Source organism: Phormidium yuhuli AB48 (genome assembly GCF_023983615.1).
GTDB classification, from domain to species: Bacteria; Cyanobacteriota; Cyanobacteriia; order Cyanobacteriales; family Geitlerinemataceae; genus Sodalinema; species Sodalinema yuhuli.
Genome location: NZ_CP098611.1, coordinates 67696 through 81759, shown reverse-complemented (window position 1 = coordinate 81759; position 14064 = coordinate 67696). Strand labels below are relative to the sequence as shown.

The 14064-nt window shown below is 49.8% G+C and carries 11 protein-coding genes and 1 pseudogene; 8 read left to right on the top strand and 4 right to left on the bottom strand.

Translation table 11 applies throughout. From position 1 onward, the window contains the following. Positions 1–2 precede the first annotated feature (2 nt). The 3 genes and pseudogenes from NEA10_RS00285 (at position 3) to NEA10_RS21040 (ending at position 3363) form a co-directional block, all read left to right on the top strand. Positions 3–2000: a putative bifunctional diguanylate cyclase/phosphodiesterase gene (locus tag NEA10_RS00285; RefSeq protein ID WP_252663247.1), complete on the top strand. Its 1998-nt coding sequence runs from the start codon at positions 3–5 to the stop codon at positions 1998–2000. A gap of 16 nt (positions 2001–2016) precedes the next feature. Further along, positions 2017–2403, top strand: a pseudogene (locus tag NEA10_RS21045) (response regulator); the annotation flags it as partial. Between the two features lie 129 nt (positions 2404–2532). Next, positions 2533–3363, top strand: a complete 831-nt coding sequence (locus NEA10_RS21040) for a sensor histidine kinase (RefSeq protein ID WP_374111884.1) — start codon at positions 2533–2535, stop codon at positions 3361–3363. Here NEA10_RS21040 and NEA10_RS00275 read toward each other — a convergent pair. Further along, positions 3360–4595, bottom strand: coding sequence for a M20 metallopeptidase family protein (locus NEA10_RS00275; protein ID WP_252663245.1), 1236 nt, complete (start codon positions 4593–4595; stop codon positions 3360–3362). The genes NEA10_RS21040 and NEA10_RS00275 overlap by 4 nt on opposite strands. A gap of 215 nt (positions 4596–4810) precedes the next feature. On the opposite strand from NEA10_RS00275, the gene NEA10_RS00270 reads away from it, so the two are divergent. The 4 genes from NEA10_RS00270 to bioB all read left to right on the top strand — a co-directional run bounded on the left by NEA10_RS00270 (position 4811) and on the right by bioB (position 9202). Further along, complete coding sequence (locus NEA10_RS00270; RefSeq protein WP_252663244.1) at positions 4811–6805, top strand: WD40 repeat domain-containing protein; 1995 nt, start codon at positions 4811–4813, stop codon at positions 6803–6805. 120 nt (positions 6806–6925) lie between these two features. Continuing rightward, on the top strand, positions 6926–7372 hold the full coding sequence (locus NEA10_RS00265) for a cupin domain-containing protein (protein WP_252663243.1): 447 nt from the start codon (positions 6926–6928) through the stop codon (positions 7370–7372). 85 nt (positions 7373–7457) lie between these two features. Then, on the top strand, positions 7458–7982 hold the full coding sequence (locus tag NEA10_RS00260) for a hypothetical protein (protein ID WP_252663242.1): 525 nt from the start codon (positions 7458–7460) through the stop codon (positions 7980–7982). A gap of 173 nt (positions 7983–8155) precedes the next feature. Beyond that, the gene (bioB, locus tag NEA10_RS00255; protein WP_252665233.1) at positions 8156–9202 is read left to right on the top strand and encodes a biotin synthase BioB; all 1047 of its coding nucleotides are present in this window, start codon (positions 8156–8158) and stop codon (positions 9200–9202) included. 122 nt (positions 9203–9324) lie between these two features. On the opposite strand, the gene NEA10_RS00250 is transcribed toward bioB, so the two are convergent. The 3 genes from NEA10_RS00250 to NEA10_RS00240 form a co-directional block, all read right to left on the bottom strand. Next, positions 9325–11949: a GAF domain-containing protein gene (locus NEA10_RS00250; protein WP_252663241.1), complete on the bottom strand. Its 2625-nt coding sequence runs from the start codon at positions 11947–11949 to the stop codon at positions 9325–9327. Positions 11950–12082: 133 nt separating this feature from the next. After that, on the bottom strand, positions 12083–12427 hold the full coding sequence (locus NEA10_RS00245; protein ID WP_252663240.1) for a hypothetical protein: 345 nt from the start codon (positions 12425–12427) through the stop codon (positions 12083–12085). A gap of 23 nt (positions 12428–12450) precedes the next feature. Continuing rightward, positions 12451–13086 (bottom strand): MiaE family protein, encoded by a 636-nt coding sequence (locus tag NEA10_RS00240; protein ID WP_252663239.1) that lies wholly within the window; start codon positions 13084–13086, stop codon positions 12451–12453. Between NEA10_RS00240 and NEA10_RS00235 the strand changes: the two genes are divergently transcribed. Then, the gene (locus NEA10_RS00235) at positions 13085–14017 is read left to right on the top strand and encodes a glutathione S-transferase family protein (protein WP_252663238.1); all 933 of its coding nucleotides are present in this window, start codon (positions 13085–13087) and stop codon (positions 14015–14017) included. The two genes, NEA10_RS00240 and NEA10_RS00235, sit on opposite strands and share 2 nt — an antisense overlap. The last annotated feature ends 47 nt before the right edge of the window (positions 14018–14064 follow it).

Here is a 14064-nt window from a genome sequence, read left to right as displayed (position 1 = left end):
TGATGAATGCAATTTCTACAACTACCCAATCGATTTTAATTGTGGATGATGATCCCGCAAATTTAGAGGTTCTCTCAAACCTTTTAGAGCGGTATGGGTATGAAGTCTTAGTTGCCCGGGATGGTGAAAGTGCAATTGAACGAGCCCAGTATGCACCTCCTGCCCTGATTTGTTTAGATGTCATGATGCCAGGAATTGATGGCTTTGAAACCTGTCGCCGGCTGAAGGATAATTCAGCAACAGCGGCAATTCCTATCATTTTCATGACGGCATTATCAGATATTGAGCATCAAGTTCTGGGACTAGAATTAGGTGCTGTTGACTATATTCCTAAACCTTTTTACGAAGATGTTGTTTTATCGCGAGTCCAACTCCATCTAGAACTACGCAGTCTAACAGACTCTCTCACCTCTCAGAATCAGCAATTAGAAAAGCTTGTGGACGATCGCACCCATGAGTTACAAGAGACCATTAATCAACTACAAACAACTCAACAAGAGCTAGAAAAACGGGAACAGCAGCTTGCCTATGATGCCTTACATGATTCTTTGACGGGATTAACTAATCGCGTGTGGTTAATGAATCGCCTTAATCATCTAATTAACGATTCAGAACATGCGTCAGAGTTTGCTGTCTTATTTCTTGACCTCGATCGCTTCAAAGTCATCAATGATAGTCTCGGTCACTTAGCTGGAGATGCCTTATTAAAAGCGGTGGCTCAACGGCTTCTTGATGCCGTTGAGCATACCTCTCAAAACTGGGATGTTATCAACCATGACTGTTTTAATCCGGGGCTACGTACTGTCTCTCGTTTAGGAGGAGATGAGTTCGTTATTCTTTTGGAAAATGTGTCTGACCTAGAGGAAGTATTAAAAATAACGCGACGAGTTCAAAAGCAGTTTTCCTTACCGTTTTACTTATCCCAAAATTATGAAGTTTTTACGAATGCGAGTATTGGCATTGCTTTAAAAAAATCAAATTACTCCAATTATGAAGACATCTTGCGAGATGCGGACATTGCCATGTATCAAGCCAAACATGAGGGACGGGGTCGATATGCCATTTTTAATCCTACAATGCAAGCGCGAGCTCAATTGCGCCTAGAGTTAGAAAATGAGTTACGTCATGCTGTGGAACATGGCATTGTACTTCAGCAAGACTGGGAAAATTTTGAGTCAATCACCCGTGATGTTATTAATGAATTTAAGTTATGCTATCAACCCCTTATTTGTCTCAAGACTGGAACCATCCAAGGCTTTGAAGCCCTCTTGCGTTGGCATCATCCCCAAAAAGGATTGATTTCTCCAGTTAGTTTTATACCAATTAGTGAAGAAATTGGCTTGATTCATCAATTAGGAAGTTGGGTTTTTCTTGAGTCTTGTCGACAGTTATCTCATTGGCGATCGCAATTTCCTGATCTCAAAGATTTGAGTTTAAATGTCAACTTGTCAACCATTCAATTGATGCAGCCCCAGCTCGTTGAATTTATTGAAACTACCCTAAAGAGAGTACAGCTCCCGAAAGGCTGTATCAAACTCGAAATCACAGAAACCTGTTTGCTGCAAAGTAATGCCCAAGTATTTGACATCCTGCGTCAGCTTCAAGAATTGGGCTTATCCCTCTGTATCGATGATTTCGGCACGGAATACTCATCTTTAAGCCGCCTGCACGAGTTCCCGGTTGACACCCTAAAGATTGACAAAGCCTTTGTTGCTCGTTTACAAGAGAAGTCGAATGGTATCGCCGATAATGGCAATGAGATCGTTCATACCATTATCACCCTAGCCCATGCCCTGGGTATGGATGCCGTTGCTGAAGGGGTTGAAACCCCCATGCAGTTAGCCCTTATACGGGCCATGGGCTGTGAACTGGCCCAGGGCTATTTGTTCTCTCCCCCACTTCCCCCCGAAGAGGCGGTGAGTTTCTTGGTTACGCCAGAACGATTCACCGACTGGATGCCACCGGTTGTTAATCATTCTAAGTCCTCTTCTACCACTTAATAGTATTTAGCTCGGTATGAACTCACAACAGCTTGACCACGGAACTATTCTGATCGTTGATGACAACCCTGCTAACTTGGATGTTTTATCCGACTTCTTGGACAGTTCGGGGTTTGAGGTTTTAGTCGCTCAAGATGGCTACAGTGCCATCGATAAGGTTAACTACGCCCCCCCTCATTTGATTTTGCTGGATATTATGATGCCGGGAATTGATGGCTTTGAAACCTGCCGTCGAATCAAGGATAATCCTCAAACTAAAGATATTCCTATCATCTTCACCAGTGCTTTAGCTGATACTGTGGATAAGGTTAAGGGACTGTCCTTGGGGGCTGTTGACTACATCACAAAACCATTTCAGCAGGAAGAGGTATTAGCTCGGGTTCGCCTTCATCTCAGGCTCTATTTTATTGGGCAGGAGTTGGCTGAGCAAAACTCATTACTAGAACAACGAGTCACTGAACGAACCGCTAAACTCAATCAGGCGATTCAAGAGTTACAAACAGCTCAAGTTCAGTTGATTCAGAGCGAAAAAATGTCGAGCTTGGGGCAGCTGGTGGCTGGAGTAGCCCATGAAATTAACAACCCAGTGAATTTCATTTTTGGTAACCTGAGCCATGCCAATGAGTACATCGCAAGTTTATTGGAAATTATCCAAACCTATCAGGATAAATATCCTGACCCTGATGAGGAGTTACAGGAGACCTTACAGGAGTTGGAGTTAGATTTCTTGATTGAAGATTTGCCAAAACTTCTAAAATCGATGCAAGTCGGCGCTGAGCGCATTCGAGAAATTGTTCTGAGTTTACGCAAGTTTTCCCGGATTGATGAAGCCGAGTTGAAGCAGGTGGATATTCATGATGGCATTGATACCACGTTGATGATTCTCCATAACCGAATTAAAGTTCGTTCTAGCAGCCCTGCCATTGAAATTGTACGAAATTATGGAGACCTACCAGAAGTGGAATGCTATTCTGGGCAACTCAATCAGGTGTTTATGAATCTCTTGGCTAATGCCATCGATGCCCTGGACGTCAAACGTGATAGTGCTGAAGCGACAAGGATCACCATTACTACCTCCAAGATTTCTGACAACCGCGTTCGTATCTCCATCGCCGATAACGGAGCGGGGATTGAGGAGTCGGTACGGGAGAAGATTTTTAATCCCTTTTTTACGACAAAACCTATTGGTAAGGGGACAGGAATGGGCCTGGCGATCGCCTACTCCATTGTGGTCGATAAACATGATGGCTCTCTCGTTTGTTCCTCATATCCCGGACAGGGCACGGAATTTGTACTAGAAATTCCCTGTATTCAGACTCAACTTGACGGTCGGACAGCAGATGTACAAGAGGTGACTCATTAAGACGGGTAGCCGCCGTCTTCCAAAAACTTCTCCAGACAACGGACAAATATCTCCACCCCCATAGCCAAGGCGGTTTCATCGAAGTCGAAGCGGGGATGGTGATGGGGGTAGTGGAGGCGTTTGTCAGGGTTGGCAGAACCGAGAAAGAAGTAACAACCGGGGACAGCTTGCAGGAAAAAGGACATGTCCTCTCCCCCCATCGTCTGACAGTTGGGAACTACCCCGGCTGGGGTTTCAATGACACGCTCAGCAACAGAACCCACCAGTTTTGCCATCTGAGGGTCGTTGATAGTGGCGGGATACAATTCCCAATAGTTGAGTTGATAACGTGCCCCATAGGCCTGGGTGACTCCAGCTAGGGTTTCTTCGATGCGACGACCGAAAAAGCCAGCATATTCTGGTTTAAAGTAACGTACAGTTCCCCCCAATTCCGCTGTATCAGCAATAACATTCAAAGCAGAACCACTGTGAAACTCGCCGACGGTGACGACGGCAGCGTTGATGGGATCGACATTGCGGGCAACAATGGCTTGGAGCGCGTTAACAACCTGGGCCCCCACGACGATCGCATCCACGGTTTGATGGGGCATGGCTCCATGACCCCCTTTGCCCAGAATCTTAGCCCGGAACAGTTCCACGGCTCCCATCAAGGCTCCTGGACGAACCCCTACGGTCCCTAGGGGCAGGTTATTCCAGAGATGGAGTCCGACAATTGCATCCACATCAGGATTTTTCAGCACTCCGGCTTCAATCATAGGTTTAGCACCGCCGGGCCCCTCTTCGGCCGGTTGAAAAATTAGTTTCACGGTTCCGGGAAAGTCCCGATGTTGGCTGAGGTAATAGGCGGTTCCCAGGGCAATAGCGGTATGACCATCATGGCCACAGGCGTGCATTTTGCCGTCATGACGGGATTTATAGGGAACCTCGTTTTCTTCTTGGATGGGAAGGGCATCCATGTCGGCCCGAATCCCCAGGACGGGGCCTGGTTGCTGGCCGTCAATCACAGCGACAATACCGGTTTTGGCGATTCCGTCTTGGTAGTCAATGCCCCACTCCCTGAGTTTTTTGGCGATAAAGTCACTGGTGAGTTGTTCTTGGAAGCCTAATTCCGGTCGTTGGTGGAGATGTCGCCGCCATTGAACGAGTTGGGGTTGTAGGGCGCGAATCTCGGGACGTAGGCGATCGTGGAGCATGGCAGGGGAGGGAATGGACAGGGAGGTTAGGGGACTCATGGATCATGGGGAATGATGGGACGAATCGGACTTAATGATGACCGGGGAGGGGATAGTCCAAAAAATTCTCTTTTATTAGTGTAGGCGATTTTTTTTGGGGTCGGCTAATCCCCTCAAGTTGATGGGTTTAGCTCGATTTTAGGGGGTTGGCTAGCTGGGAATTGTGCGATCGCCTGTGGTAAGGGTCAGGCAAAATGCGAAGATAGGAGCAGTTTTTGCTGCTGCTTCCGCTCCGTCGTCATTTTCTGCTGCTGATGCGATCGCCGAATCAACTTGAAGTTGCTGAATATCTCTGTTGGGTGAGTGCTGTCATCGGAACGCTGGTGGCGGCGGTGTCCAGTCGGATTGTCTTTGCTGGGGTTCCCCTGTCCCTGTCCCTGTTGTTGAATTTAATCAATCGCCGTCGCTTGGAAGTCATGCTGAGTCAGCAGGCGATGACGGCGATTATCCAGTTACAGGATCAGGTGGCTCAGGAGTTTGATGTGCTGTACCGCCAGCAACTGGAGGCCAACCCGACCTCTCCGGGGTCTCGTCCTCCTTCACCCCAGCCGTTAGATGTGGCAGCCTCGGCCCGGGGGGAATCACCCGGGATGGCTCAGCAGTTGCAGCAGCTTCAGGGGCGATATGACCAGTTACACCGGACGTTGGCCGATACGATTGATTATCTGAATCATTCTCCGGTTCCTCAACGCTTGGATGGGTTGGAGCATCGTTTAACTCAGGTCTCTCGGGAGTTGAGCCAGTTACGACAGCAATGGCAAACAACGATTCCCATTGAGGTCCCGATTCAGGTTCAGGAGATGCCGCTACCGGAGGAGGTTGGTCTTGGGGAAGAGACGGCGGAGACAGGGGTGGATGTCTCGGGGCAAACTCGCAAGCCGGGGACGAGTTCCTTAGATTTGCCCTTTCCTACGCCGCGAGAGACGCCGACAGCAGCGGTCTCAGAGCGGGTGACGCCAACGCCAGTGCCTATGTTTTCCATTGAACGACGCTCGGAGAAGCGCGATCGCTCGATGGCCCCATCGTTACCTCTAGAGAAGGGGGTGACACCCCCGCCGACCAAGCCGAGACCTGAGCCAGTTCGGGAGCGGTCACAGACGATTTCTCATAAGATTAACCGTCCGCAGGTGGCGGTTGAGACGGCGTCAGAGGGTGAGGTGGAACCGCCAGCAGTGACGGAAGTGGGCCTGCCAGATTTTCAACCCCCGGCGGCGGCCCCGGGACTCCCGCAACAGGTTTGGCATTGTTTGTTTACCCTGGAAGATTGTCAGGATTGGATTAGTGATTTGTTGATTACGCCCGATGGGGAACTGTTAATTGCGGCGAGTTTTGATAAGACGATTCCGGTGTGGTATCTGAAAACTGGGGAGTTGATTGGGGTCCTGACGGAGCATGAGAGTCCGGTTTGTAGTTTAACGCTCAGTCAGGATGGGTCGTTGTTGGCCAGTGGCAGTTGGGATAAGACGGTAAAGTTATGGGATATTCAGGGCCTACGCCAGTTTCGTCCAACGGCTAAGAAACCTTGGGATGGCAGTTTGTTTTTGGGGGATACGCTCACGGATGAGACGGAGGAGGCGGGATCGGTGCGATCGCTCTCGATGAGTCCCGATGGCCGGTTTATTGTCAGTAGTTGGTTTGAGGCGTATTTACAGGTTTGGCAGGTGCGGCTGTCTCCGAAACGTCGCCGCATGACCACGACGCTGTGCGATCGCGCGGTGGTGGACCAAGGACGGGTGGAGGCGGTTCGCTTTACCCCCGATGGGACGGGGTTGGTGAGTGCGGGGGCCGATGGCTCGATTGTGGTTTGGTCCTTTGATGGGGAGACGGGACAGTTTCAGCGCGATCGCCTGTTGACGGAGATGTCGGTCCCGGTGAATGCCATCGCTTTTGCGGCGGGGGGAACTCGCCTGGTGAGTGGCAGTCGTGACCATAAGCTGCGGGTTTGGGATCTGGCGACTGGGGAGTTACAAGGGGTGTTTGAGGGCCATCGGGGTTCGGTGACGACGCTGCGGGTTTGTCCTGATGGGGATACGGTGGTCAGTGGCAGTTCTGATGGGACGGTGAAACTCTGGAGTCTGGAACAGCAGGGGGCGATCGCCTCTTTCTGTGATGGGGGGGATGCGGTGATGGCGGTGGCGGTGAGTCCCGATGGGGGGGCGATCGTCAGTGGAACGGCTGATGGGACGGTCAAGGTCTGGCGGCGAGGCTAAGATTTCTGTTGTGACCTATATCATGTTTTGTGCGTTTTTTGTGATGGTTGTCACAAAAGTTTAAAAATAGGGCGCTACAATGAGAAGTAGCACAAAATCAACCCAGGAGAGTTCTGACCTATGGCTCTGGTACGACAGGTCGAAATCCGCACCTTGGACTCCTTTCAGGGGGGGATGGCTCAGTTCTACACCCCTCAATCCAGCCACGAGACGATGTTGGTTGAGGTGGCCCCTCAGACGGTTGATGATTTGTTTGTCCATCATGGTCAAACCGACCAGTTACTGGTGGTTCGGGGCAGTTTGGTGCTGGTGGTGTTACAGAATCGTCGCTATGACTATATTGCCCTGAGTGAGCAACAGCCCCAGGTGGTGCAGATTCCTCCGGGTGTTCCTCATGGGGCGATTAATCTCAGCGATGACCCCTGTGTTTTGGTCAATGCGGTTCTGCGGCACGCCGACCCCCACCCCCGAGATTATCGTCCTCTAAAGCTGCCGTTTCCCTTTAATTTTGAGGCGGCTGCGGCGGCATTAAAAAATCTTGAAACCCCGGCTATTGCCTCAGTCTAGCCGTTTGTCCCTCACCCAAGTTTGCGGAATTCCCGTCACAGCGACTGTAGGGCCCATCAAGACAACTTTACGTGAGGACTTGTTGATGATGGTTAAGCATTGGGCAGTCGTAGCATTATTGGCGGTGAGTCAATTAGCCTGTAATCAGGTGCAGGACATCGCTCAAGATCCGACCCCCGAGACTCCGGTGAATGCGACGGAAGCGGAGTCAGACGCCGCCGAGGACGGAATCAGGGGCGATCGCTCGGAGTATCGAGAGATGGACTTGTCCCAGTTCATAGAGGGTAATCAACTGGACCAAATGGAAGACCAGCTAAACCCGCGATCGCTCATGGGACTCATCCTCAGTCGTCCCGTTTCCCTGGAAGGACGGGCCGAGGAAACGGTGATGATTGATTATGGTGGCCCACCCCCCTCGGACACAGCGGTGATCAAACATACGATGATGGGTCTACCCGATGATTCAGTCAATAGTATGCGCTATCGCATTGAGATGACCTGGGACCCCCAACGTCCTGATCAGAATTGGGAGGTGGTTTGGGTGGGACAACAGTTCCGCTGTCAACAGGGTCGAGGGCCCCAGGAGTGGGGGAGTGAAGGCTGTATCTAAGCTTCCGCTGAGAGGGGTTTCGGCAGTTTGTATCGAAATGTATCCAGCGTCAGCGGGGGGTTGCCGAGGATATCAATGGTAGAATCGGCAATGCCCCTATTGGGAGCTGATCGCGCTGCATGGAGAGATTGACTGTGGTTCATACCCCCCTGACGAAAACTGATTCAACCCCGATGTGTCCCCCTGAGTCTGGGGGCGATCGCCCGGCGTTGGAGGTCTGGTTAAATCAATTGGCTGATCGCCTTATTGCGGGTGAGTCCCTCGACCGGGAAACGGCACAGCAGTTAACGGAGATTGAGGGAACGGAGAACATCCTCCTTCTTTGTGCTGCTGCCGATCGCGTCCGCCAGGAATGCTGCGGCAATGTGGTGGATTTATGCAGTATTGTCAATGTTAAATCGGGCAGTTGTTCGGAAAACTGCGGCTTTTGTTCCCAGTCTGCCCATCATCCCGGTGAAGATTCCCCCATTTATGGCTTGAAGTCCCCAGAGGAGATTTTAGCCCAGGCCAAGTCAGCGGAACTGGCGGGGGCGAAACGCTTTTGTTTGGTATCTCAAGGTCGTGGGCCTAAATATAGCAGTCCCAAATCTCAAGAGTTTGAGCAAGTTTTAGAAACCGTCCGCCGTATCATTGCCGAAACGAGTATTAAACCCTGTTGTGCCTTGGGTGAAGTGACTCCCGAACAGGCTCAACGCTTGGCTGAGGCTGGGGTGACGCGCTATAACCATAATTTAGAAGCTTCAGAGAACTTTTTCCCCGAGATTGTCAGTACCCACAGTTGGCGCGATCGCGTAGAGACGGTGAAACACCTCAAGGCCGCCGGGATTCAAGCCTGTACTGGGGGCATTTTAGGGATGGGAGAGTCTTGGGGCGATCGCCTAGATTTAGCCTTTGCCCTGCGAGAGTTGGAAGTGGAGTCGATTCCCCTGAATTTACTCAATCCTCGGGAAGGAACCCCTCTGGGCGATCGCGATCGGCTTGATCCCTATGAAGCCTTGAAGGCGATCGCCATTTTCCGTCTCATCCTCCCCACCCGCATTCTCCGCTATGCCGGCGGACGGGAAGCCGTCATGGGTGAGTTACAGGCCCTAGGACTCAAATCAGGACTCAATGCGATGTTAATTGGTCATTATCTGACCACCATGGGGCAACCCCCAGAAAAAGACAACGAAATGCTAGAATCCCTCGGTTTAGAAGGAGGAGAAGCAAGGGTAAATTAGGCAAAAGGGGGAAGAAGGCATAACCCACCCCTCGTATCTGTTTAGCGAGTGGGACTTAGGTCGGGTTCGCTAAACAGATGCGGGAGAAACTGGGTGTCTCCACCTCCGCCAACCCCCCGAGGCTATTTATGGGTCATGGTTCTCACCCCATCCCAGTCGGGTGGGGGCTCATGGCACAGATACTCTTTCGAGGTATCTAGGAGAATTTTAGAGGCCTTATCATGGGGACGTAATTGTAAGGCTGCCTCAAAACAGGCGATCGCCTGCTCGAAATTTCGCATCAAATAGTCCTCTCGTCCGACTTTATATAAATGTAAAAACTTGATTGTTTCTCGGTCTAAATCATTCTTCTTAACATCAATTAACTCATAGATACTACTGGCGGTTTTCTTCCCCTTGACGCGAATCTTATCAATTTCTCGAACCCAAATGCGATCGGCACACAAATTATAGGTGTATTCGCTAATGATGATGTCGCAACCATATTCTTTCGTTAAACTCTCTAGGCGAGCACTTAAATTTACACCATCCCCAATCACGGTGTAATCCATGCGTTTTTGAGAGCCAATATTTCCAGAGACAACTTCCCCCGAACTAATACCAATGCCAATCTGAATTTTGGGCTGATTCTCAATGATTCGCTGCTGATTAAACACCGCTAAACGCCGACGCATATCTAGGGCCGAACGAATTGCCATCCAAGCATGATTTTCCGTTAAAGGTAGGGGAGCCCCAAACACTGCCATCAAGGCATCGCCAATAAACTTATCCAACGTTCCTTCAAAATTAAACACCGCCTCAACCATAGTTTCAAAATATTGATTGAGAAGCGTCACGACCTCCGATGCATCAAAATTTTCTGTCATAGTGGTGTAACCACGAATATCAGAAAATAAAATGGTTACATCTTTGCGTTCTCCTACCATTAACGCATCTTCCCCCAACGCCATTACCTGCTCAGCAACATTCGGTGTCATGTAGCGATACATGGCCGTTTTCATGCGCTTCTCGCGGCTAATATCTTCTAATACGACTAACCCTCCACGTACCCCGCCTTCTGGGTTGGTTAGGGGAGTAACCGTTAAGTTGATACTCCGTTCAACAGAAGAGACTTTACTTTTAGGAATTCGAGTGGGATGTTTAATATGTTTTAAGGTCGTGCCGTACCAAATACGATAAATTTCTGTTTCTTCAGTTTCTAAGGTAGCCAAAAGATGAAGAGGAAAGTCAATCTGGCTGATATCTTCTTCTAGGGTTTCAATATCTGGATCTATAGCCGTTTCATCAAGAATATTCTCTTGAGATAGGGTATAAATTCCCAAAACGACACTCTGTTCTGGGACATAATGACGAGCGGCATGAGATAAGCTGTCTTCAAGACGAAATTTTAAACTTTCAATGGGAATGGCTTCCCAAACTAAGCAGCCAATTAGACTTTCTTCCCAAACCTGTTGATGATATTTTCCATTTTCTGATTTTATAGGACAGCCGAGAAGCTCTAATGCTGCCTCATTAATCGTAACAATATTACCCCGCATATCCGTAGAGATAACTGCATCAGAAAGACTTTGTAAAATATCTTTTTGATATTGTTTTTCAACATTGACATCTTGGAAGAGTTGAGCATTTTCTAAGGCAATTCCGGCTTGAATATTAAAAGCTTCCATAAAAAACTCATCCGCTTGGGTGAAACTACCCTGATATTTATTGATGAGTTGAGTAACGCCAATCAGGTCACCTTCCGAGTTGAAGACTGGCATACAGAGAATATTACGGGTAATATAGCCAGTTTTCTTGTCGGTGGAGGGGTCAAAACGGGGGTCTTCATAGGCATCAGAAATATTGAGAGGCTTACCGGTGGATGCAACATAGCCAGCAATTCCCTTATTACTAGGAATCCGGATTTCCATCATGGTTGTACCGTCAGCCTTGGCGATTTTAGTCCAAAGTTCTCGTCTATCGTCAGCTAACAAAAAGAGAGTACTGCGGTCGGCTTTGAGTAATTGCCGAGCCTGATCCATAACAGTTCTTAGGGTTGTTTCTAAATCGAGACTTTGTCCGAGGGAGGTAGTGGCATTAAGTAATGCAGAAACCCCCCGTTGATTTTGGGCAGCGCGATAGAAGGATTGGCAACTTTCAAGGATGATACCAATGGTATCGGAAAAATTATCAAACGTGGCTAAATCTTCTTCCGTAAACTGCTTGCATTCCTGGTGATTAAGGAGTTGAACCACTGCCATAACTTGACCTGCATTTTTGCGACTAAAAATAGGGGCGCAAAGGAGGTTATGGGCACGATCGCCCGAAAATTCATCGACTTCCTTGTTAAACAGGGCATGGTCATGAGGCGAGGCAACGGTGACTCCAATTCCGGTACTAGCCACTTGTCCAAGAATGCCGACATTGGAGGGAAGGCGGAGTTCTTTAGATGTGCCATCGTCAAGGATGACTTTCGACCAAAGCTGTTGCCGATCGCGATCCAAGAGAAAAATCGTTGTTCGTTCGGCTTTTAAAATTTGTCCAATTTTAAGGGTGAAGGCATCAAGGAGTTCTTCTAGGATGGTTTCTAAGGTGCTGTCGTTGAGAAATTCGATCGCCCGGGTGTATTGCTGAAATTCTGCGGTGATGAAATCCAGCAATGTAATGAATTGATGGGCCTCTAACCCTTCAACACGGCGGGCTAACCCTCCAACCCCATCTCCTTGAATGAGTGTCGTCAAAATACTGCCCGCATTCGGGAAATTCATGATGGCGATCGCCTAGCTAAAGGTGAAATTCAACAGCAGCTTTACACAGGTTAACCTTATTTTAAGCGAGATGTCGGCCCGGTCTCTCGGGAGACTTGCCTCATGGACTCACCGAGGCAGGTTGTACCTATCGTTAACGGCGTCCCCGAATCTCCAACCAACGCCCCAGTAATAGACTTCCCCCCACACAGCTAACCACGATCACCACCCCCATCCCCAGTCCAGGGCGATCGCGCGGTTCCTCGGAACTTCCCCCCACATAGCGAGGATGACTCAGCAGCACAAAGGCGGCGACGGCCACAAGCAATAAACTCGCCCAAATCCCCAAGCCCCAAGCCACTAACCGCCAAGGAATCCCCCCCCGAGATGAAGAACGGGATGCTGCCATCCGTTGCCAACGTTGTACCTGTTGCTCTTGTTCGGGACTGAGTTGCCCCAAGCTGTCTGAGTTAGGCGGTTTGGGAGGAAGGGAACTCACAGGGAACAGGGCCCAGGGACGGCTTAACTATGAATGCGAGGTTCAGGATGCAAGCTGGCCAAAATCTCCGATTCTACCTGAGCGAGTTCTCTAAGACGGCGGTTGACCACATCTCGGGGAAACTCATGGGTGGCTAAAATCCAGAATATACCATAGTGACGAGCTTCCGATGCCATTAGGCTACGGTAAAACTCAGCCAAATCCGGCTCGGGCAGATGCGTGGCCAGTAACCCTAACCGTTCATGCGATCGCGCCTCAATCAATCCCGACACCAGTAACAAGTCCAGTTTACGCTCCGGCTCATTATGGCGCAATTGGCGCTTTAACTGCGAGGCATAGGGCGGCGCATTCAAAGGCGCTAAAGGAATCCCCCGTTCCTCTAAAATTTCATTCACCTGCCGAAAATGCTCCAGTTCCTCCTCCGCCAACCGCGTCAGTTCCCGCAACAGCGGCCCATCGGAGGGGTAACGACACATTAAATTCAGAGCATTGGCCGCCGCTTTCCGTTCACAATGGGAGTGATCCAGGAGTATGGTATCCAGATGGGCGATCGCCTGCTCAATCCAAGTATCCGACGTAGGTTCCTCCAGGAACTTAATACTCGGCAATCTCGTAGTATCAGCAAACCTTGTATCAGACTGTTGCGGAGCAAATATCATGGCGTTGGGACAATTAGTAAACGGACAATGGACATCAAAGCGTCAGCAAGACGACGAGCAAGGACGCTTTCTCCGTCCCCCCACTCGCTTCCGGAATTGGATGACTCAGGAGGGGGAACAGGGCTTTACCCCTGAAGCGGGACGGTACCATCTTTATGTAAGTTATGCCTGCCCTTGGGCCCATCGCACCTTGATTATGCGGGCCTTAAAAGGCTTAGAGCAAGCCATTAGCCTCTCAGTTGTCGATCCCTATATGGGGGTTGAGGGCTGGTTTTTCTCCGAGGCCCCGGGCTGTATCCCCGATACCGTCAATGGAACCACCTATGTTCGAGATCTCTATCTCAAAGTCGATCCTCAAATGACCGGCCGGGTCACGGTTCCCATTTTATGGGATAAACAGCAGCAGACTATCGTCAACAACGAATCTCGCGAGATTATTCGGATGCTGGATCAGGCCTTTTTTGCCGAAGATCCCCAGCGCAATTTCTGCCCCCCAGACCTCCAGGGGCGCATTGACCAAACGATTGACGCGATTTATCAGCCAATTAACAATGGCGTCTATCGAGCCGGATTTGCTACCACTCAAGGGGCCTATGAGGATGCCGTCAATGAGCTTTTTGCGGCGTTAGACCATTGGGAATCCGTATTGCAGAAACAGGCCTACCTCTGTGGCGATCGCCTCACGGAAGCGGACATTTGCCTATTTACCACTCTCATCCGCTTCGACGCCGTCTACTACGGTCACTTTAAATGCAACCGTCGCCATATTTGGGACTATCCCCACCTCTGGGATTATGTCAAACGGATCTATCACCATCCCGGCATCTCAGAAACCTGCAATTTTGAGCATATCAAGGCTCACTACTATCGCAGCCATGACGCCATCAATCCTACCGGTATTGTTCCCGTGGGCCCCGAACTGCCCCTATAACCACAGATAAGAGTCGCTCGCTCAACTCCAGCGTCACGGACGCAAGA

Excerpts from the sequence above, each read along its gene's own strand:
- bioB (WP_252665233.1), top strand. The coding sequence starts at position 8,156 with ATGTGTCCCCCTGAGTCTGGGGGCGATCGCCCGGCGTTGGAGGTCTGG.
- NEA10_RS21040 (WP_374111884.1), top strand. The coding sequence starts at position 2,533 with ATGTCGAGCTTGGGGCAGCTGGTGGCTGGAGTAGCCCATGAAATTAAC.
- NEA10_RS00240 (WP_252663239.1), bottom strand. The coding sequence starts at position 13,086 with ATGATATTTGCTCCGCAACAGTCTGATACAAGGTTTGCTGATACTACG.
- NEA10_RS00275 (WP_252663245.1), bottom strand. The coding sequence starts at position 4,595 with ATGAGTCCCCTAACCTCCCTGTCCATTCCCTCCCCTGCCATGCTCCAC.
- NEA10_RS00265 (WP_252663243.1), top strand. The coding sequence starts at position 6,926 with ATGGCTCTGGTACGACAGGTCGAAATCCGCACCTTGGACTCCTTTCAG.
- NEA10_RS00285 (WP_252663247.1), top strand. The coding sequence starts at position 3 with ATGAATGCAATTTCTACAACTACCCAATCGATTTTAATTGTGGATGAT.
- NEA10_RS00260 (WP_252663242.1), top strand. The coding sequence starts at position 7,458 with ATGATGGTTAAGCATTGGGCAGTCGTAGCATTATTGGCGGTGAGTCAA.
- NEA10_RS00235 (WP_252663238.1), top strand. The coding sequence starts at position 13,085 with ATGGCGTTGGGACAATTAGTAAACGGACAATGGACATCAAAGCGTCAG.
- NEA10_RS00250 (WP_252663241.1), bottom strand. The coding sequence starts at position 11,949 with ATGAATTTCCCGAATGCGGGCAGTATTTTGACGACACTCATTCAAGGA.